This is a genomic window from Streptomyces sp. CS113, assembly GCF_002188365.1.
Taxonomy (GTDB): Bacteria; Actinomycetota; Actinomycetes; order Streptomycetales; family Streptomycetaceae; genus Streptomyces; species Streptomyces tendae.
Window position 1 is genome coordinate 4857168 of record NZ_KZ195574.1, and the last position, 20188, is coordinate 4877355.

The following is a 20188-nucleotide window of genomic DNA, read 5'->3' on the forward strand; positions in this document are numbered from 1 at the left end:
AGGGAAAGGGGGCTGGGACCCATGAGCGACACGTACGCGGTACGGGCCGAGGGGCTGGAGAAGAGGTACGGCGACAAACGCGCCCTGGACGGCTTCGACCTGGCCGTCCGCGAGGGCACCGTGCACGGCCTGCTGGGGCCGAACGGCGCGGGCAAGACCACGGCCGTGCGCATCCTGTCCACGCTGATCCGGCTGGACGGCGGACGGGCCGAGGTGGCGGGCCTCGACCTCGCCCGGCAGGCCCGTGAGGTGCGGGCGCGGATCGGCCTCACCGGCCAGTACGCGGCCGTGGACGAGGTGCTCACCGGCCGGCAGAACCTGGAGATGTTCGGCCGCCTGTTCCACCTGGGCGGCAGGCGGGCCCGGGCCCGCGCGGTCGAGCTGCTGGAGCGGTTCGACCTGACCGACGCCGCCGACCGGGGCGTGGGCAAGTACAGCGGCGGCATGCGGCGCCGCCTCGACCTCGCCGCGTCGATGATCCTCGCCCCGTCCGTGCTGTTCCTGGACGAGCCGACGACGGGCCTCGACCCGCGCAGCCGCGGCGAGGTCTGGGAGTCGGTCCGGGCGCTGGTGGCGGGCGGCACGACGGTCCTGCTGACCACGCAGTACCTGGAGGAGGCCGACAAGCTCGCCTCCCGCATCACCGTCATCGACCGGGGCCGGGCCATCGCCGACGACACCCCGGACGGGCTGAAGAACCTGGTCGGCGGCGACCGGATCGAGGTCGTGGTCGCGGACCGGACCGAGATCCCGCGGGTGGTGAAGACGGTCGCCCGGGTCTGCAAGGGCGAACCCGAGGTCCAGGACGAGGCGCTGCGCGTGCACGCCCCGGTCACCGACCGGGTGGCGGCCCTGACCGAGGTGGCGCGCACCCTCCAGGACGAGGGCGTCGCCGTGGAGGACATCGGACTGCGCAGGCCGAGCCTCGACGACGTGTTCCTGCGCCTGACCGGCCACCGTACGGGCGCGGAGGACGCGCGGGACGCGCAGAGCCCGGCGAAGGAGGCGGTGGCGGCATGAGCGCCCTCGACCTGCACGCCGACCCGGCGACGGCCCCGCGCGAGCGCGGGAGGCTGTACTGGCTGCTCGCCGACTGCGGCAACATCGTCCGCCGCGGCCTGACCCACTACCAGCGCCAGCCCGTCAACATCGCCTGGCAGCTGGGCTTCCCGATCCTGTCCGTCCTCCTCTACGGCTATGTCTTCGGCAGCGCGATGACCGTGCCCGGCGGCGGGGACTACAAGGACTTCCTGATGCCGGGCATGTTCGCGATGACCATGGCGTTCGGCTTCATCAACACCGCGACCGTGGTGGTGTACGACTCCACGAAGGGGGTCATCGACCGGTTCCGCTCCATGCCGATGTCGTCCTCGGCGGTGGTCGCGGGGCGCGGGGTGACCGATCTGGTCGTCGCCTGCGCGGAGTTGGCCATCATGATGCTGACTGCGATGGCCATGGGCTGGCGTCCGGACGGCGGCTGGGGCTTCCTGGCCGCGTTCGGACTGCTGCTGTGGCTGCGGTTCGCGCTGATCTGGATCGGCGTGTGGCTGGGCCTGCTGGTCCCCAACCCGGAGGCGGCGGGCGGCCTGTTCGCCGTGGCCTTCCCGCTGACGATGATCTCCAGCATCTTCGTCGCCCCGCAGCTCATGCCCGACTGGCTGGGCTGGGTGGCCGCGTGGAACCCGATCTCGTCCACGGCGGCGGCCGCCCGCGACCTGTTCGGCACGCCGGTCGGCGGCGGCGACTCGTGGGTCGAGCAGCACGCGCTGCTGATGGCGGGCGTGTGGCCGGTGATCCTGACGGCGGTCTTCCTGCCGCTGGCGGTGCGGAGGTTCCAGCGGCTGGGCCGGTAGTCGGCGGCTGGGCGGGGCCGGGGTGAAGAGCGGGGGTGGAGACCGGGGAACCGGGAGATCTCCACCCCCGGCTCCACCCATGGGTCCAGGTGCTGAGCGCCTGGTCGGAGCAGCCTTGAGGGCATGACAACGACTGAGTGGATCACCGACATCGCCCTCGTCCTGGTCGTCTTCCGGCAGCTGCGAGAAGACCGGCTCGACCGCAAGACGTTCCTGATCCCGCTGGGGATCGTGGCCTTCGTGGCGTACTCCTACCTGGACTCCGTCCCGACCGGCGGCAACGACCTGGTGCTGATCGGGGCCCTGACGGCCGTGGGCGCGGCGCTCGGCGTCGCGGGCGGTGTCTACACCCGGATCAGGGCGCTCGGCGGGCAGCTCATGATCAAGGCCGGTGCCGTGTCGGCGATCCTGTGGGTGCTGGGCATGGGCGCCCGCATGGGCTTCCAGGTCTGGGTCGAGCACGGCGGCGGTGCCGACGACGTCGCCCGCTTCAGCATCGCCCACCACATCACGGGCGACCAGGCCTGGGTGACGGCGTTCGTGCTGATGGCGGTCACCGAGGTGGTCACGCGGGTGGGCACGATCTACGTACGCAGCCGGGCCCGGGCCGGGGCCGTCGCCGGGGCTCCCGCCGCGCCCGTCCTCGACCGTACGGCCTGACCGTGCGCTATGTTCGGCCGGTGTCCGCCACCGAGTTCCCTCCGCCCCCGTCCCCGGGGGCGGACCCGCGACCGGTCCCCGGTCAGGACCCGCGGCCGGTCCCCGGTCAGGACCCGCGGCCGGTCCCCGGTCAGGATCCGCGGGTGCAGTGGGGCCTGAGCCTCGCGGTGGTCGCCGTGGGAGCGCTGACGATCCGGCCCATGGGATTCAGCGGCCAGGGCCTGGCGGTGACCGTCCTCTTCGTGCTCAACTCCGCGGCACTGCTCGCGCGGGCCGTCCCCGAGCACCGGGTCCCCCCGCGTCTGGCGCTCACCTGGCTCGCCCTCGGCATCGCCGCGGCGGCGGCCCTGATCGGCGTCAGCGACAGCGGTACGAGCTACCTGTTCGCCTACTTCCTCGCCGGGCACATCGGATACCGCCTCGACACCGGGCGGGCCCTCACCCTCGCGGCGGCGTGCTCCCTGCTCTGCGCCGCCGTCCTCCACTTCCACCTCGGTCCGGGAGACCCGGAGCTGCCCTGGCTGCTCGGCCTCACTACCGGCGTCCCGGTGGTGGTCGGCATCCTCAACCGCACCCAGCGCCGGGCCGTACGGTCGGCACTCTCGGCCGCCGAGGCGGCGGAACGCGCCGCCCGCGCCGAGGCCCGCACCGCCGTCCTCACCGAGCGCGGCCGGATCGCCCGGGACGTGCACGACGTCCTGGCGCACTCCCTCGCCGGGATCAACATGCAGCTGGAGCTGGCCGACGCGCTGCTCGACACCGGTGACCTGGACAAGGTCAGGGAGGCCACCGCCAAGGCCCACGGCCTGGTCAAGGAGAGTCTGAAGCAGGCGCAGTGGACCGTGCACGCGTTGCGCGAGGACGCGCTGCCGCTGCTGGAGAGCCTGACGGCGATGGCCGAATCCGCGGGCCACCGCGACGCCGTGACGGTCACGGGCACCGTCCGCGAGCCGTCGGCCCAGGTGACCCAGGGCCTCCTGCGGATCGCCCAGGAGGCCCTGACCAACGCGGCCCGGCACGCTCCCGGCGCACGGGCCGAGGTGGAGCTGGCGTTCACCGCCGCGTCGATCACACTGAGGGTCCGCAACCGGCCCGCCACCCGTGCGGTGACCCCGGGCGCGGGCAGCGGGATGGGGCTGATCGGCATGCGCGAGCGCGTCGCCCTGCTGGGCGGGAGCGTCAGCGTGGGGCCGGTCACCGAGGGGCAGGACCAGGGCGGCTGGCAGGTGGAAGCGGTGATTCCGGGATGAGCGAACCGACTGAGGGACCGGCGCGGTTGAGGGTGATCGTCGCCGACGACCAGGCCGCCGTGCGGGAGCCGCTCGCCGCGGTGCTCGGGCTGGCCCCGGACATCGAGGTCGTCGCGGCGGCCGCGGACGGCGGCGAGGTGCTGGCGGCGGTGGCGGCGGGCCCCGTCGACGTGGTGCTGATGGACCTGCGGATGCCGGTGATGGACGGCATCGAGACCACCCGCCGCCTGACCGAGGAGCACCCGGAGGTGGCGGTGGTCGTCCTGACCACCTTCGCCGACGACGAGTCGATCCTGGGCGCGCTCGGCGCGGGAGCCCGCGGCTACCTCACCAAGAACGCGGGACGCCAGGACATCACCCGGGCCATCCGGGCCGCCGGCGCGGGCCAGTCCGTCCTCGACCGCGAGGTCCAGGACCGCCTGCTCGCCACGGCCAGGGCGAAGGCGGCGCCCGCCCCCGGCGGGACGGCCGGGCAGCCCCTGCCGGACGACCTCACCCCCCGCGAACGCGAGGTCCTCACCCTGATCGGCCAGGGCCTGTCCAACCGCGGCATCGCCGAGCGGCTCTACATCAGCGAGGCCACGGTCAAGACCCACATCAACAACCTGTTCGCCAAGACCCACATCCGCGACCGCGCCGACGCGGTACGGCGCGCCATCGCGGCGGGGCTGGCCTGAGAAACGTATCCGCGTGAGCCGCGGTCAGGTCCGGCGGTGGGCGACCGCCTTGAAGAACGTGTAGCAGAACACCCCGTCGGGTTCGGCCGTACGCCGCAGGGCGGCGATGCCCGCGTCGAAGGTGGCCGGATCGATCAGCTCCGCCGCGACGGCGGGCTCCCGGACACCGGAGATCATCGCGGTGAAGGTGCGTCTGGTGAAGCTGTCGGCCAGTTCGGGCCGGCTGCCGTCGACATAGACGGTGCGAGGGGTGACGGTGATGTCCGACCAGTCCGCCTCGTGCAGCAGGGGGAAGAGCCGCCGGCCGACGAGGGCGTCGCCGCCGGCGTGGCGTTGCAGGGTCACCTGGCACGCGATGGCCGCGCGCGCGGCTTCGTCGTCCGGATGGAAGTAGGCCGATCCGTGGTCGCCCTCGATGACCGTGATCGTGCCGCCGGGCCGGACGAGGCGCCGCAGCCGTTCCAGCGCGTCGACCGGAGCGGGCAGGTGCTCGAGCAGGAAGCACACGAAGACGTGGTCGAAGGACGCCTCGGCGAACCCTCCCTCTGGTTCGGGGAGGTCGAACACGTTCTTCGCGGCGAACTCGACGTTCGTCAGCCCCGCGGCGGCGACGCGACGCGAGGCCGACTCCAGCGAGTCCGGGGCGATGTCGCAGGACACGAAGTGCGCGTGCGGGCTCCGCGACGCCAGGGTGGTGGTCTGGGCACCTACGCCGCACCCCATCTCCAGGACCCGTTCGCCGGGCCGGAAGCGGGTGCCGCCGTGGAGCAGTTCGACCAGGGCGTCCGCCTGGTCCGCGAGACGCGTGCTCTCCTCGGGACGGTAGCCGTGCACATACTGCTCGAACATCGTCATGTTCTCGATCACCTTCATCAATTGGTCCGGTTCCGGGCTCCCGAGCGCCGCCACGAGCCGGTCGCGGAGCCGGCTTCGCCGTTCGAGGTCCTCCTCGACGTCGTCGAGGTGGGCACGCAGGGTCGCCGCCGGGTCCGGATCCTCGTGGTCCAGCAACGCGGCGATCCGGCGAAGCTCCAGACCGGTCCGACGCAAGGCCAGCGCCCGGTAGAGACGCGTGACGTGTGCGGGGCCGTAACGGCGATGGCCGCTCGGCGTACGCTCGGGACACACCACCCCCAGGGCGTCCCAGTGCCGCAGCACCCGCACCGACACCCCGGACGCGAGCGCCAGTTCGCCCACTGTCCACCACGTCCCGTCGTCGTCCACGACGGCAACGCTAGGTCCTCACACGGTGTCAGCTTCAAGCGGCGCGGTGCTGTCCACGGCCGGTGCGCGTCGCCGGGCGGGGCCTGTGGTGCGGGTCGCCGACCAAAGCCTGCGGATACGCGAAGGGCGCCCGGCGGATGATCCGCCGGGCGCCCTTCGTCGTCGAGCCGGTGGGACGGTTACAGCTTCTCGATGACGTGGTCGACGCACTTGGTGAGTGCCTCGACGTCCGCCGGGTCGATCGCCGGGAACATCGCGACGCGGAGCTGGTTGCGGCCGAGCTTGCGGTACGGCTCGGTGTCGACGATGCCGTTGGCGCGCAGCACCTTGGCGACGGCGGCGGCGTCGATGTCGTCGGAGAAGTCGATCGTGCCGATGACCTGCGAGCGCTTGGCCGGGTCCGAGACGAACGGGGTGGCGTACTTGGACTCGTCGGCCCACGTGTACAGGCGGGACGAGGAGTCCTTGGTGCGGGCCGTGGTGAAGTCCAGGCCGCCCTGGCCGTTCATCCAGTCCAGCTGCTCGCCGAGGAGGAACAGGGTGGCCAGCGCCGGGGTGTTGTACGTCTGGTTCTTGCGGGAGTTGTCGATCGCCGTGGGGAGCGAGAAGAACTCCGGGACGTGGCGGCCGGACGCGTGCACGCGCTCGGCGCGCTCGATCGCGGCCGGGGAGAACACGCCGATCCACAGGCCGCCGTCGGAGGCGAAGGACTTCTGCGGGGCGAAGTAGTAGACGTCGGTCTCGGCGATGTCCACCGGGAGGCCGCCCGCCCCCGACGTCGCGTCGACCAGGACGAGGGCGCCCTCGTCGGCACCGGCCACGCGCTTGATCGGCATGGCGACACCGGTCGAGGTCTCGTTGTGCGTGAGGCCGTAGACGTCCACGCCGGCCTCGGCGCGCGCCTCGGGGTGGGTGCCCGGGTCGGCGGAGACCACGGTCGGCTCGGCCAGCCACGGGGCGAGCTTCGCGGCCTTGGCGAACTTGGAGGAGAACTCGCCGAAGCTCAGGTGCTGCGACTTGTTCTCGATCAGGCCGTGCGTCGCGACGTCCCAGAACGCGGTGGAGCCGCCGTTGCCGAGGATCACCTCGTAGCCGTCGGGGAGCCGGAACAGCTCGCGGATGCCCTCACGGACCTTGCCGACCAGGTTCTTGACGGGCGCCTGGCGGTGGGAGGTGCCGAGCAGGGACGTACCGGTGGCGGCCAGGGCGTCCAGCGCCTCCACCCGCACCTTGGAGGGACCCGCGCCGAAACGACCGTCCGCGGGCTTCATGTCAGCAGGAATCTGGATCTCAGCCACGTGCCGGAGGGTATCCCGTCGGCCAAACCGGGCGAAGCCATGTCCGTCCGATGAGACGAGATCTCCGCCGTGCGGACCTGTACGGAACCACGAGAGCCCATGCTGGAGGGCATGACCGATCTGGAGGCAGCACTGCGCAGGGCCGTCCGCGGCGAGGTCGGGTTCGACACCACGTCCCGGGCGCTGACCACCATGGACGCCTCGAACTACCGGCGGGTTCCGCTCGGGGTGGTCGCGCCCAGGGACGCCGACGACGTGGCCGCCGTACTGGAGGTGTGCCGGGAGCGAGAGGTGCCGGTCGTGGCGCGGGGCGGCGGGACGTCGATCGCCGGTCAGGCGACGGGCACGGGCGTGGTGCTGGACTTCACCCGGCACATGAACCGGCTGGTCGCGCTCGACCCGCAGGCGCGTACCGCCGTCGTCCAGCCGGGGCTGGTCCTGGACCGACTCCAGGACGCCGCCGCGCCGCACGGCCTGCGCTTCGGCCCCGACCCCTCCACCCACGGCCGCTGCACGCTCGGCGGCATGATCGGCAACAATTCCTGCGGCTCCCACTCGGTGGCGTGGGGCACGACGGCGGACAGCGTGCGCGAGCTGTCCGTGCTCACCGCGCGGGGACGGCGGCTGCGGCTCGGCCAGGAGTGGGCCGGGGCGCCGGAAGGCCTGCGCGACCTCGTCGACGGCGACCTCGCCCGCCTGCGCACCGGCTTCCCCGACCTGCCCCGCCGTATCTCCGGCTACGCGCTGGACGCCCTGCTCCCGGAGCGGGGCGCGGACGTGGCCCGCTCCTTCTGCGGCTCCGAGGGCACGCTGGGCGTGCTGACCGAGGCGGTCGTCGGGCTGGTCGAGTCGCCCCGCGCACGTGCGCTGGCGGTGCTGGGCTACGCCGACGAGGCGGGCGCGGCGGAGGCGGCGGCCGGACTGCTGCCGCTCGGCCCGCTCACGGTGGAGGGCATGGCGGTGGACCTGGTGCCGTCCACGGAGGGGCTGCCGAGGGGCGGCGCCTGGCTGTTCGTGGAGACCGGCGGCGACACGGAGGCGGAGGCGCGGGCGCGCGCGGAGGCGGTCGTCCGGGCGGCGGACGTCGTGGACGCCCTCGTCGTCACCGACCCGGGCGGGCAGCGGGCGCTGTGGCGGATCCGGGAGGACGCCAGCGGTACGGCGACCAGGATGCCGGACGGTTCGGAGGCGTGGCCGGGGTGGGAGGACTGCGCCGTGCCGCCGGCCCGGCTGGGCGGCTATCTGCGGGACTTCCGGCGCCTCATGTCCGCGCACGGCCTGCGCGGCACGCCGTACGGGCACTTCGGCGACGGCTGCATCCACGTACGCATCGACTTCGACCTGCTGTCGGACGCCGGAGTCGCCCGCTTCCGCCGCTTCTCCGAGGAACTGGCCGACGTGGTCGTGGCGCACGGCGGTTCGCTGTCCGGGGAGCACGGGGACGGACAGGCGCGGGCCGAGCTGCTGCCGAGGATGTACGGCGCGGAGACGGTCGCCCTCTTCGAGCGCGCGAAGGCCCTCTGGGACCCGGACGACCTCCTCAACCCGGGGATGCTGGTCCGCCCGGCGCCGCTCGACACCAACCTCCGCTTCGCCGTCCTGCCGCGCGAGCCGGTGGACGTGGCGTTCGGCTACCCGTCCGACGGCGGCGACTTCTCGGCGGCGGTGCGCCGCTGCGTGGGGGTCGCCAAGTGCCGTACGACGTCGGCGCCGGGCGCGGGCGTGATGTGCCCGTCCTTCCGGGCGACGGGGGAGGAGGAGCACTCCACGCGGGGCCGCGCCCGCCTGCTGCACGAGATGCTCGCCGGTGAACTGGTCACGGACGGCTGGCGGTCGACGGAGGTCCGGGACGCCCTGGACCTGTGCCTGTCCTGCAAGGGCTGCCGCTCCGACTGCCCGGTCGGGGTCGACATGGCCACGTACAAGGCGGAGTTCCTGCACCACCACTACGCCGGGCGCCGCCGCCCCGCCGCCCACTACGCGATGGGATGGCTGCCGGTGTGGCTGCGCTGGGCGGCCCGGGTGCGGGCGGCACCGGTCGTCAACGCGCTCGCGTCGGTACGGCCGTTGACGGCCGTGGCGAAGCGGCTCGGCGGGATCGCGGGGCAGCGGGAGGTGCCGCGGCTGGCGCGGGAGCCCTTCAGCAGGTGGTGGCGGAGGCGGGGAGGGCGGCCGGCCGCGGGCGGGGGTCCGGGCGGGGACCTGGTGGTCCTGTGGCCTGACACCTTCACCGAGCACCTCGCGCCCTCCGTCGGCCGGGCGGCCGTACGAGTGCTGGAGGCGGCGGGGCTGCGGGTCGCGCTGCCGCCGACGCTGCGGGGACGTGCGGTGGTCGGGGACGGTACGTCGCGGTCGGCCCTGGCGCTGCTGACGGCCCGCCGGGGCGGCCGGGTCTGCTGCGGCCTGACGTACGTCTCCACCGGCCAACTCGACCGGGCACGGGCGGTGATGCGGCGCACCCTGGACCTGATGGCCCCGGTGCTGGAGACGTCCGCGCCGGTCGTCGTCCTGGAGCCGAGCTGCGCCGCCGCCCTGCGCACGGACCTGCCCGAGCTGCTGCACGACGACCCGCGCGCGGCCCGGCTCGCGGCGCGGGTGCTGACCTTCGCGGAAGCGCTGGAGCGCCACGCCCCCCACTGGACACCGCCCGCCGTGAACCTTCCGGCGGTCGGCCAGACCCACTGCCACCAGCACGCGGTCCTGGGTGACGCGGCCGACCGGCGCCTGCGCGCGTCGGCGGGCCTGACCGGTGAGCTGAGCGGCGGCTGCTGCGGCCTCGCCGGCAACTTCGGCTTCGAGGCCGGCCACTACGAGGTGTCGGCCGCGTGCGCCGAGGACCAGCTCCTCCCGGCGGTGCGCGAGGCCCCGGACGGCGCGGTGGTCCTGGCGGACGGCTTCTCCTGCCGGACCCAGCTGGAGCAGCTGGCGGGGGTGCGGGGGCGGCATCTGGCGGAGGTGCTGGCGGAGGGATTGGCGGAGGGGCTGGAGTGACGGTCCCGGCGGGGCCCGTTGCGGCCCCCGCTACGGCTGGTGGAAGCCGACCTCGGGGTGGGACGGCGTGGGGCCGTGGAGGAGGGGCTGGGGGATGTTCCGGAGGTGGAGGTCGAAGAAGGCGCCGACGTAGTCGCGGGTGATGTACCAGCCCCGCTCGCCCGAGAGCGGCACCTCCGGATCGGGCAGCCTCAGCTGCTCCGCCAGCCAGGGGATGTCGGTGAAGGAGAAGTGCCCGGCCCCCGCCACGGTCAGCCAGCGTTTCCAGCCGTGCAGGCGGTCGTAGGTGCCGGCCCAGTCGCTCGCGGTGTTGCCGGGACCGTGGACGGCCTCGGCGCCGATCATCATGAACGGGCGCCTGCCGATGCGGTGTCCCGCGTCCGGCACGAAGAAGCCCCCGTCCAGGTTGACCCCCGCCCGTACCCGGCGGTCGGCCGCCATCGTGGCCAGGGCGGCCGCTCCGCCGATCGAATGCCCGGCGACTCCGATACGGCCCGGGTCGATCATGCGCGCCAGTGCCCCCGCTCTCCGGCGGTCGGTCAACTCGTCGATCACGAAGGAGAGGTCCGCGGCCCGGCCCCGCACGACCGTCGCCTCGTCGACGTCGACGCCGACCCGGTCGCAGGCCACGCACGGCGGGACCCGGCCGCCGGGGAACTCCGTCCCGACGGACTCGTAGGCATGGTCCACCGCGGCGACGACGTAACCGCGGGCGGCCACTTCCCCGGCGAGCGCGGTGAGCGTGGTGCGCGGCATCGAGAAGCCGGGGGACAGCAGTACGAGGGGGAAGCGCCCCGGCGCAGGGGGCGCGTCGGCCTGCGCGTGCGTCAGCGTCCCCGCGACCGTCGCGGCCGGCACGACCCCGGCCAACCCCTTGAGCTCCAGGAGCCGCCGCGCCTCGCTCTCGGTCATGTACGCCGCCGGGTGCCCGCCGGACGGGCGCGCCGGGTAGGACACGGACACCATCAGCTCCCGGCCCCGCGCCGTCGGCACCCAGGGGTCGCCGCGGTGCCGGTCGACGAGGTGCAGGGTGCGCCGGCCCACGGGGTGGGGGCCGGTGAGCGGGGGCAACTCCAGGGCCGCGGCGGGCACCGACGACGCGGGGGCCGCGCCCAGGAGGGGCACGGACAGGGCTCCGCCGAGGAGCGCGGTCAGGACGGTTCGGCGCGAGGTGCGCGGTCTGCTGTCGGTCATGCAGCCGAAGCTAGACGCCGGGCACCGCGCAACGCGTCGGCTCACAGCGGTAGTTGGACGTACGACCGGAGACTGATCCCGTAGGCCCGGGGTGCCACCGTGGGATCACTCCGATCCCCGGAGCCTCGACGCGGCTCGGCGCTCACCGACCGGGGCCCTGGTGCGGCACGCCTGCCTCGGTGACGGTCACCGCGGCCCTTGCCGGACCGCTGCGCAGCCTCAGCCGTCCAGCCCGGCTTCCCACTTGCGCCGGCGCAGCACGTAGTCGCTGAAGAGGTGCCGGCTCCGGTCGAGCAGGTCACCCACCTCCGCGTCGCCGCCCCGCCCGTCCGGCAGCGGATGCCATCGCTGCACCGACTGTCCGGCCCAGGTGCGCAGCTTCACATCCGGATCCTCGAACAGACCGACCGCCGCCCGCAGCGCCACGACGCCGCCGCGCGCGTCGAGCAGCCGGAACGCGCCGACGCGGACGTGCCGCGGCCGCTCGGCGCCGGTGCGCTCCAGGAGCCAGTCGGCGGGCAGTTCCTTCGCCGAGGGCAGCAGGGCGGCGGCGGCCTCGCGGACGACCCCGGCGGCGGGATCGTCGAGGAGGGGCCGCAACTGCTCCGTGTCCGCGCAGTCCAGTGCCCGCAGCCCTGCCACCGCTCGCGCCCGTACCCCGGCCGACGGGTGCACGAGCAGGGGCCGCAGCAGCCCGGCGTCCGCGCGCTCCCCGCACTCGGCCAGCCCGATGACCGCACCGGGCGGCAACGCGGGGTCGTCCGCCGCCGTGCACCGCTCCCGGTACCAGGCCGCCGGATCACCTCCCCGTTGCCGGACGACGTAGCGGGCGCAGGCACGCACGAGCGCGGAACGGTCGCTGAGGAACCGCTCGGCCTGCTCCGACCGCCCCGCCCGTCTCAGCGCGGTGACGCCGGCCGAACGGGTACGCGGGTTGCGTGCGGACAGCAGGGGAGGCAGCACACCCGCGTAGGCGTCCTCGCCCTCCGGAGCCGCGAGCGCCGCCGTGGCACACAGGTCCTGGACCACGGTGTCCTGGTCCCGGGCGGCGGCGCGGGCCAGCTCGGCGGGACGGAGCAGGCGGCCCTCGATCGCCAGCCGGTACGCGAACCGCCGGACGACGCGGTCGGGGTCGGTGAAGAGAGCGGCGAGCTGCCCGCGGGATGCCTGGCGCAGGACCCGGCCGAGCACCTCGACGCCGAAGGCGCCTCGGTCGCGGCGGCCGACACGGAGGATGAGCGGCGCGAGGCCGAGGGCGGAGTCCGCGTCGAGGGTCCGGCGCAGCAACTGCCGGGCGGGCTCGCGCACCGGCTCGACCCAATCGGCGCAGCGGATCACGACCAACGGCAGCAGACCGGGGTGGCGGACCGACTCGCGCAGCGCCTCCTGGCGAATCCGCCCGTCGCGGTGGCAGAGGGCGAGCGCGAGCCGCGACTCACCGAGCCGAGCCGGTGCGGCGGGCAGCGGCGTGGCGTGCTCCCACTCCGGCAGGAACTCCGGGCGGTACCAGGCCACCTCGCGCACTCCCGCGTCCAGCGCGAGCCAGTCACCGGGGTCGGCGACATCAAGCACGCTCCGCAGCGGCGCGCCTCCCCCGAGCCGTACCGCTGCCGCGGCCCCGGCCTCGACGTCCTCAAGCATTCCCGCCCCTCCAGCAGTCGTACGAGGCGATCGTAGGAGCCGGGGTTCGGGCCGGGCGCGTGAATTACGGCCGGTGCGGGTCCGATGGCTCGCCGTCGGGCGGGCCGTGGCAGGGCACCGGTCCGTCTGATGGCTCGCCGTCGGCGGGCTCGCATCCGTCGGCTGTCGGGCGTGGCCCGCCCTAGGCGCCGGAACCGTGTGCGGCGGCCCACGCGTGATCGTTCGTATGGACGGCTCGGGTGATCAGGAGAAAGCCGCGCGGCGACGGATCGGCAGGCGGCCCCGGGTGATCGCGGGCGGTGCGGCCGTCGTCGCGTTGGCGGTCGCCGCGGGGTTGGTGATCGCTGACGACGGGCCCGCCGGCATCGCCGCGCCGTACGGCTGCGGGACCGGCGGCGCCCGCGGCACCGCGGCGCCCGCCTCCGGCCGGCCCGCTGCGGAAGGCGCCGCCGACTTCGACGGGGACGGGCATCCCGACCTGGCCCTCGGGTCGGGAGGGAGTGTGCCGGGCGGGTCCGGCGGGGGGAGTATCGAGGTCGCCTACGGGGCGGGGGACGGGACGGGGATCGCCCGGTGCCAGTACCTGACGCAGGACGACCCGGGGATACCGGGCGGCAACCGCGACGAGGCCTACTTCGGGACGGACGTCGTGGCCCGCGACTTCGACGGGGACGGGTACACCGACCTCGCCGCCTCCGTCTTCGACTGGAAGCCGAGCGTGATCATCGTGTGGGGCTCCGGGGACGGGCTGAAGCGCGCGACCCGGGTACCCGGCACGGACGTCAGCCACGTCGCCTGGGACAACGACCCGATCCTGGACGAGCAGCTCGCCGCCGGGGACTTCGACGGGGACGGGCATCCCGATCTCGTCTTCGGGCTCGGTTCCGACAAGGGGCTGCTCAAGGGGCCCTTCGGCCGGGACGGCACGCCCGCCGGGACCGGCCGCGTGCCCGCCCCGCGCCGGCCCGGCCCCGACGTCGGCAACGCGAACTACGGCGATCTCGTCGCCGGGGACCTGGACGGCGACGGCAGCGACGACCTGGTGAGCTTCCACGCCGCCGACCCGGACCCCGAGGCGCCCTGGGCCGAGCTGAACCGGCCCGTGACCTACCTGCGCGGCGGCCGGGCCGGCTTCACCCAGCCTGAGGGCACCCGCCTCCCCGACGCGGGCGAGGGGGCGATCGGTGACGTGGACGGTGACGGCTACGGCGACCTGGTCCTCAGCCCCCGGGGCGGCGGCGCGAGCCGCAGTTCGGTGACCGTGGTGTACGGGTCGCAGGACGGGCCGGGGGCGCGCACGAACACCGTCGACCGGGACACCGCCGGCGTGCCCGGTGAGGAACCCCAGGACGAGGACGCCGTCTTCACCAGCCTGGACACCGGGGACGTCGACGGCGACGGGTACGCGGACGTGGTCGCCGGGGCTCCCCGGTGGGACATCTACGGCGAACCGGGGCCCGAGCAGGTGCTGTTCCTGGCGGGCGGCCCGGACGGGCTCAGCGGTGCGGGCGCCCGGCTGTTCGACGGGGCCGACCTCGGTGCCGCGCCCGGCGGGGCCGCCGACTTCGGCAGCGCGGTGGGCCTCACCGACCTGGACGGCGACGGACACGCCGACCTGGTGGCGACCGCGCCGGGTAGCGACACGGTCGACGGTGTAGCCCATCTGCTGCGCGGCACCGCGGACGGTCCGTCCGGCACCGGTGTCACCCGGCTGTCCGGGGACGCCTTCGACGACACCGACGGGCTGGGCCTGTTGCTGGGCGGTGGCGAGATCGCCCACTAGGAGCCACCAGGGACCACCAGGGACCACTAGGGACCACCCGGGACCACCGGACCGCCAGGCCCGCAAGGCCCGCAAGGCCCACCAGGAGGCGTCACTTCCGCCAGAACAGGTGGTGCGTCACGCCGCTCGGGCTGGGCACGACGTCCTGGTGGAACCGGTCGAGCAGCTCGTCGGGGGACTCCCACAGCCGGGCCCCGGAGCCGAGCTTCGTCGGCGCGACCACCACATGCAGGGTGTCGACGAGGCCGGCGTCGAGGAACCGCCGGATGACCGTGGCCCCGCCGCCGAGCCGGACGTCCCGGCCCTGCGCCGCCTCCTTCGCCCGGGCGAGCACGGCGGCCGGTTCGCCGCCGACGAAGTGGAACGTGGTGTCGGAGAGCGTGAACGACGGGCGCTCGTGGTGCGTCATGACGAACACCGGCGTCTGGAACGGGGGCTCGTCGCCCCACCACCCCCGCCACGTGTGGTCCTGCCAGGGCCCGCGCTGCGGCCCGAACTTGTTGCGGCCCATGATCTCGGCGCCGATGTTGCGCGCGTAGTCCCGGGTGAAGTAGTCGTCCAGCCCGCGGCTGCCCCGCCCGGAGGGGCCGACGGGCGGGTGGTCGGTGGCGAAGGCCCAGGCGAGCAGCTTCCCGGGATCGGCGTGGCCGAAGGGCCTCTCGAGGCTCTGGCCCTCGCCGGCGCCGAAACCGTCGCTCGAGACGGTGAAGTTCTGGACTCGCAGCAACTGGGTCATGTGTCTCCTTCTCCTTCTGCTTCGCGCTCTCTGATCATGTGGGGACAGGACCATGCAGGACAGAAACCGACCTACATGGTTCGTAACGTGGTCCTCGACCGACGGAGCAGGAACACCGGAAGGCGGAAACCCCATGCCGACCTGCTGGAGACGCTGGCCAAGCACCGGCACTTCCTGCGCCTCACCACCCGTGACCTCACCGACGAGCAGGCCGGGCTGCGGACCACCGTCAGCGAGCTGTGCCTGGGCGGTCTGATCAAGCACGTCACCGCGACCGAGCGGAACTGGACCGCCTTCATCGTGGACGGTCCCTCCGCGATGGGCGACTTCTCGGCCATGACCGAGGCCGACTTCGCCCGGCGGGCCGACGAGTTCAGGATGCTGCCCGGCGAGACGCTGGCCGGTGTGCTGGACGACTACGCGGAGGTGGCCCGCCGGACCGAGGAGCTGATCGCCGCCCTGCCCGACCTGGGCGCCGCGCACCCCCTGCCGAAGGCGCCGTGGTTCGAGGCCGACACCGAGTGGTCGGCGCGCCGGGTGCTGATGCACATCGTCGCCGAGACCGCTCAGCACGCCGGCCACGCCGACATCGTCCGGGAGTCCCTGGACGGAGCCAAGAGCATGGGGTGACCGGTCACTTCACGAAGCGGTACTTCAGGTGGGTGGCCAGGGGGGTCTCGACGACCCTGACCTGTGTCAGGTCGCGGCGCCCCGCCCCCAGCCCCTCGAAGAGGCGCAGTCCGTCGCCGAGGAGCGTGGGCACCACGTGGAGCTGGAGTTCGTCGACGAGCCCGGCGGCGAGGTACTGCCGCACCGTGTCCGCGCCGCCCCCGATGTCCACGTTCCGGCCCCCGGCGGCGGCCCTGGCCTGCTCCAGGGCACTGCGGATGCCGTCGGTGACGAAGGTGAACGTGGTGCCGCCCTCCTTCACCAGGGTGGGGCGGGGGCGGTGGGTGAGCACGAAGACCGGGGTGCGGAAGGGCGGGTTGTCGCCCCAGAACGCCTCGCCCGTGTCGTACATCATCCGCCCCATGACCACGGCTCCGGTGGCGTCGAACCACTCCCGCACCAGCTCCGAGTCGCGGTTCTCGTCCCCGCCGGTCATGCCCTGGCGCTCCCGCCAGCTCGCCAGGGTGTGGATCCAGTCGAAGATCGGCTCGCCGCCGTCGCCGGCCGGGTTGTCGAGGGTGACGTTCGGACCGGCGACGTAGCCGTCCAGGGTGATGGCCAGGTCCGCGGTGACGGTCGCGGTCATGAGGGTGCCTCCTCGGGCGGGGTGTACTGCCTCGGGCGGGGTGTACTGCCTTCACCCCTGCGTCGATCGGGCACCGCCGATGTCGACACCCCCGGGGAGCCGATTTCAGGGCGCCGTCTCGCCCCGCACCAGCGGGCGGCACACCGGCTGGACGTCCTCGGGTAGCTCGTCCGGGCGGCACCAGCGGGCCTCCAGGATCTCGAACGGGTCCAGGCGCAGCTCGCCGCCCAGGAGCCGGGCCTCGTACGCCACCTCCAGGCGGGTGCGCAGGCCGCTGTTCAGCATGACCAGCCGGCCCGCCGCCACCTCGAGGCCGGTCTCCTCCCTGACCTCCCGGACGACGGTCTGCCGGAAGTCCTCGCCCTTGTGCGCGAAGCCGCTGGGCAGCCCCCACTGGCGGCCCGGCGCCCACATCCGGTGCTTCAGCATCAGGACCCGGCCCTCGTCGTCCCGCACGACGCCGGTCACGCCGACCACGAACTTGGCGTTCACCAGCCACATCAGGCGGCTCTGGACGGGGCGCAGCAGGCGCCAGAGGCGGGTCAGGAGACGTCTCACCCGGTGGACGGTACCCGCTGGGTGCGCGGCCGGGGCAGGGCGGTCCCGGCTCACCCGGCGGACGTGCGTTGACAGCCGTACCCCCCGGCCCTGACAGTTGCGTAAAAGTGCTACGTGCCTGACAGAGTCCATTACTCTGGACCGTGCAGTGCAGCATACTGAACGAAGTCCACCCGCACACCGCCCCGGAGCCCCCGTGAGTACCCCAAGCGCCACCCCCGGCACCTCGTCCCCGGCCGCCGCCGCGCCCGCCGTCGGTCACGCGTCCGTGCCGGGCGGTGGGCCGGACGGCGGACCGGGTGACGCTCCGGGTGGGCGGTTCGGCGCCCTCGGCCCGGTCGGCCTGGTCCTGGCCGGCGGCATCTCCGTGCAGTTCGGTGCCGCGCTGGCGGTGAGCCTGATGCCGCGGGCCGGGGCGCTCGGCGTGGTGACCCTGCGGCTGGCCGTGGCCGCCGTCGTCATGCTCCTGGTCTGCCGGCCCCGGCTGCGTGGCCACTCCCGGGCCGACTGGGGCACGGTCGTCGTCTTCGGCATCGCCATGGCCGGCATGAACGGCCTCTTCTACCAGGCCGTCGACCGCATCCCGCTCGGCCCCGCCGTCACCCTGGAGGTGCTCGGCCCGCTCGCCCTGTCCGTGTTCGCCTCCCGCCGCGCGGTCAACCTGGTCTGGGCCGCGCTCGCCCTGGCCGGCGTCTTCCTGCTGGGCGGCGGCGGCTTCGACGACCTCGACCCGGCCGGTGCCGCCTTCGCCCTGGCGGCGGGCGCCATGTGGGCGGCGTACATCGTCTTCAGCGCCCGCACCGGACGCCGCTTCCCGCAGGCCGACGGGCTGGCCCTGGCGATGGCGGTCGGCGCGCTGCTGTTCCTGCCGCTCGGCGTCGTCGAGTCGGGGACGAAGCTGATCGACCCGGTGACGCTCGCACTGGGCGCCGGGGTCGCCCTGCTCTCCTCCGTCCTGCCCTACACCCTCGAACTCCTCGCCCTGCGCCGCCTGCCCGCCCCGACCTTCGCCATCCTCATGAGCCTGGAGCCCGCCATCGCCGCGGCGGCCGGCTTCCTCATCCTCGACCAGGCCCTGTCCGCCACCCAGTCCGCCGCCATCGCGCTGGTCATCGCGGCCAGCATGGGCGCGGTACGGACCCAGGTGGGGCGCCGGCGGCGGAAGGCGCTCCCCGAGTCGCCGTGACCGCCGGGTGGCGGCCCCGGCGCGTGGGGCCGCCACCCGCACCACATAGGCTGCGTACCTGGTCAGCTCATCGGGATCACGGGGAGGGAACCGATGAATCACACGGCCGAGGTCTTCCAGCCCTTGCAGGACGACGATCCGCGCACGGTGGCCGGTTACCGTCTCGCGGCCCGGCTCGGCGCGGGCGGGATGGGACGGGTCTACCTGTCGCACACCCGGGGCGGCCGCCCCGTGGCCATCAAGGTCGTACGGTCGGAACTGGCCGACGACCCGATCTTCCGGCGGCGTTTCGGCCGGGAGATCAAGGCCGCCCGCAGGGTGAAGGGCGCCTATACCGCCGAACTGATCGACGCCGACCCGGACGGCACCCCGCCCTGGCTGGCCACGCTGTACGTCCCCGGCCCCCCGCTCTCGGCCGCCGTCGCCCGGCGCGGGCCGCTGCCGGTGCCCGCGGTGCTGTGGCTGATGGCGGGCGTCGCCGAGGCGTTGCAGGCCATCCACGACGCGGGGATCGTGCACCGGGACCTCAAGCCGGCCAACGTACTGCTGGCCGCCGACGGCCCGCGCGTCATCGACTTCGGCATCTCGCTCGCCACCGACAGCACCGCGCACACCGTCACGGGCACCACCATCGGCACACCCCAGTACATGGCCCCGGAACAGGCCTCCGGGAGTGACGTCACGGCGGCCACCGACGTCTTCTCGCTCGGGCAGACGGCCGCCTTCGCCGCGCTGGGCAAGCCCCTGTACGGCGACGGCCCGGCCGCCACCGTGCTGTACCGGATCGTCCACTCCGAGCCCGACCTGTCCGGGCTGCCCGAGCGCCTGCGCGGCCTGCTCGGCCGGTGCCTGGCCGCCGACCCCGAGGAGCGCGCCACCCCCACGGAGATCGTCGAGTGGTGCCGCCGGGAACTGGGCCGGGACGGCGGGGAGGAGGCCGGTCCGGCCGTGTGGCGGGAGATCGCCGGGCCGCCGGTGGCGGTGCCGCCGCCGGTCGCGGCCACCGGACCGGCGACCGCCGCGGCCGCGGTCGCGGCCCCGGGCCCCACCGCGGTGCACACGGCGCCGTGGACCGCCCCGCAGGGGGCCGTCCCGGCGCCCTGGCCGGGCGGCGCCGGACCGTGGGGGCCGACCGTGCCGCAGCGGCCCACCGGGCCGGAGGAGCGCAAGCGCCGCAGGAGACGTGCCGCCCTGATCACGGCCGCCGCCGTCGTCGCGTGCGGTCTGGTGATCGCGGCGGGCACGGCACTCCTGGACGCGGCCGGACGAAATTTCGACCGGGCCCGGGACGCGGCCGCGTCGGCGGCGGCGTCCGAGTCCGCGTCCGGTACGCCCCGCCCGCAGGCGAAGGGGTCGGCCCCGGCCGGGGAGGCCGCCGCGTCGTCGACCGGGCCGGGGGCCGGCTCGTCCGCCGGCGCGACCGGCGGCTCCGCCGTCGGGACGCCGCCGCGGGCCCACGCCCACGGCGCCTTGCTGGTGAACGCCGACAACTCGATCAGCCTCACCGAAGGCACAATGCGCAAGGACCGCAAGGGGGACGTCCGCTTCGACTGCGCGAATGCGAGCTGTGCCCTGGAGAGCGACACCAGCGTCTTCACGATGCTGTTCGGTGACCCGGGCGCCACGTACGAGGAGTGCCGCGACATGACCGGTGGAGACGCCGTCCACCGCCTCCCGCTGGCCGCAGCCTCCGCCGGCCAGGAGATCTGCGTCAGGCGGGACAACGGAGACATCGCCCTGTTCGTCGTCCAGGTGAAATCGACCGCCTTGCCGGAGGCCGCCTTCATCACCATGGACACAACCGTTTGGCCGGCCGAGAAGAACTGAGACCGCGCGGGTCTGAAACCGAGCTCGCCAAGCCCCCCCGGGGGCGATCCGTTCG

17 protein-coding genes are annotated in these 20188 nt (G+C 74.2%); 10 read left to right on the forward strand and 7 right to left on the reverse strand.

The annotated features are described in order from the left end of the window. Positions 1 to 21 precede the first annotated feature (21 nt). The 5 genes from B9W62_RS21720 (at position 22) to B9W62_RS21740 (ending at position 4440) form a co-directional block, all read left to right on the forward strand. Positions 22 to 1020: an ATP-binding cassette domain-containing protein gene (locus tag B9W62_RS21720; protein ID WP_087808732.1), complete on the forward strand. Its 999-nt coding sequence runs from the start codon at positions 22 to 24 to the stop codon at positions 1018 to 1020. Then, complete coding sequence (locus B9W62_RS21725) at positions 1017 to 1853, forward strand: ABC transporter permease (protein WP_087808733.1); 837 nt, start codon at positions 1017 to 1019, stop codon at positions 1851 to 1853. Before B9W62_RS21720 ends, B9W62_RS21725 begins: the two co-directional genes overlap by 4 nt. Before the next feature lie 123 nt (positions 1854 to 1976). Further along, positions 1977 to 2513: a hypothetical protein gene (locus B9W62_RS21730; protein ID WP_087808734.1), complete on the forward strand. Its 537-nt coding sequence runs from the start codon at positions 1977 to 1979 to the stop codon at positions 2511 to 2513. Between the two features lie 2 nt (positions 2514 to 2515). Beyond that, a complete protein-coding gene (locus B9W62_RS21735) occupies positions 2516 to 3763 on the forward strand; it encodes a sensor histidine kinase (RefSeq protein ID WP_087808735.1) in 1248 nt (415 codons plus the stop codon). After that, positions 3760 to 4440, forward strand: a complete 681-nt coding sequence (locus B9W62_RS21740; RefSeq protein ID WP_087808736.1) for a response regulator transcription factor — start codon at positions 3760 to 3762, stop codon at positions 4438 to 4440. The genes B9W62_RS21735 and B9W62_RS21740 overlap by 4 nt, the downstream gene beginning before the upstream one ends. Before the next feature lie 24 nt (positions 4441 to 4464). On the opposite strand, the gene B9W62_RS21745 is transcribed toward B9W62_RS21740, so the two are convergent. Beyond that, positions 4465 to 5664, reverse strand: coding sequence for a methyltransferase (locus tag B9W62_RS21745; protein WP_087808737.1), 1200 nt, complete (start codon positions 5662 to 5664; stop codon positions 4465 to 4467). 179 nt (positions 5665 to 5843) lie between these two features. Next, a complete protein-coding gene (serC, locus tag B9W62_RS21750) occupies positions 5844 to 6962 on the reverse strand; it encodes a phosphoserine transaminase (RefSeq protein ID WP_087808738.1) in 1119 nt (372 codons plus the stop codon). Positions 6963 to 7073: 111 nt separating this feature from the next. Between serC and B9W62_RS21755 the strand changes: the two genes are divergently transcribed. Next, positions 7074 to 9953 carry an FAD-binding and (Fe-S)-binding domain-containing protein gene (locus B9W62_RS21755; protein ID WP_087812018.1) on the forward strand — a complete coding sequence of 960 codons (2880 nt, stop codon included), beginning with the start codon at positions 7074 to 7076 and terminating at the stop codon, positions 9951 to 9953. Positions 9954 to 9983: 30 nt separating this feature from the next. Here the strand turns inward: B9W62_RS21755 and B9W62_RS21760 are convergent, their stop codons facing one another. Both B9W62_RS21760 and B9W62_RS21765 read right to left on the reverse strand, forming a co-directional pair. Further along, the gene (locus B9W62_RS21760) at positions 9984 to 11147 is read right to left on the reverse strand and encodes an alpha/beta hydrolase family protein (protein ID WP_087808739.1); all 1164 of its coding nucleotides are present in this window, start codon (positions 11145 to 11147) and stop codon (positions 9984 to 9986) included. Positions 11148 to 11366: 219 nt separating this feature from the next. Further along, a complete protein-coding gene (locus B9W62_RS21765) occupies positions 11367 to 12788 on the reverse strand; it encodes a hypothetical protein (protein ID WP_256976541.1) in 1422 nt (473 codons plus the stop codon). Between the two features lie 214 nt (positions 12789 to 13002). Between B9W62_RS21765 and B9W62_RS21770 the strand changes: the two genes are divergently transcribed. Beyond that, positions 13003 to 14571, forward strand: a complete 1569-nt coding sequence (locus tag B9W62_RS21770) for an FG-GAP and VCBS repeat-containing protein (protein WP_256976542.1) — start codon at positions 13003 to 13005, stop codon at positions 14569 to 14571. 91 nt (positions 14572 to 14662) lie between these two features. On the opposite strand, the gene B9W62_RS21775 is transcribed toward B9W62_RS21770, so the two are convergent. Further along, on the reverse strand, positions 14663 to 15307 hold the full coding sequence (locus tag B9W62_RS21775) for a dihydrofolate reductase family protein (RefSeq protein ID WP_087808741.1): 645 nt from the start codon (positions 15305 to 15307) through the stop codon (positions 14663 to 14665). A gap of 75 nt (positions 15308 to 15382) precedes the next feature. Here B9W62_RS21775 and B9W62_RS21780 point away from each other — a divergent pair, with 75 nt between their 5' ends. After that, positions 15383 to 15937: a DinB family protein gene (locus B9W62_RS21780; protein ID WP_087808742.1), complete on the forward strand. Its 555-nt coding sequence runs from the start codon at positions 15383 to 15385 to the stop codon at positions 15935 to 15937. A 4-nt stretch (positions 15938 to 15941) separates the two neighbouring features. On the opposite strand, the gene B9W62_RS21785 is transcribed toward B9W62_RS21780, so the two are convergent. Both B9W62_RS21785 and B9W62_RS21790 read right to left on the reverse strand, forming a co-directional pair. Then, positions 15942 to 16562, reverse strand: a complete 621-nt coding sequence (locus B9W62_RS21785; RefSeq protein ID WP_087808743.1) for a dihydrofolate reductase family protein — start codon at positions 16560 to 16562, stop codon at positions 15942 to 15944. Positions 16563 to 16667: 105 nt separating this feature from the next. After that, positions 16668 to 17120: an NUDIX hydrolase gene (locus B9W62_RS21790; RefSeq protein WP_087808744.1), complete on the reverse strand. Its 453-nt coding sequence runs from the start codon at positions 17118 to 17120 to the stop codon at positions 16668 to 16670. Positions 17121 to 17316: 196 nt separating this feature from the next. Here B9W62_RS21790 and B9W62_RS21795 point away from each other — a divergent pair, with 196 nt between their 5' ends. Together B9W62_RS21795 and B9W62_RS21800 are read left to right on the forward strand one after the other, a co-directional pair. Then, on the forward strand, positions 17317 to 18306 hold the full coding sequence (locus tag B9W62_RS21795; RefSeq protein ID WP_179235600.1) for an EamA family transporter: 990 nt from the start codon (positions 17317 to 17319) through the stop codon (positions 18304 to 18306). 93 nt (positions 18307 to 18399) lie between these two features. Next, complete coding sequence (locus B9W62_RS21800; protein WP_087808745.1) at positions 18400 to 20133, forward strand: serine/threonine-protein kinase; 1734 nt, start codon at positions 18400 to 18402, stop codon at positions 20131 to 20133. The last annotated feature ends 55 nt before the right edge of the window (positions 20134 to 20188 follow it).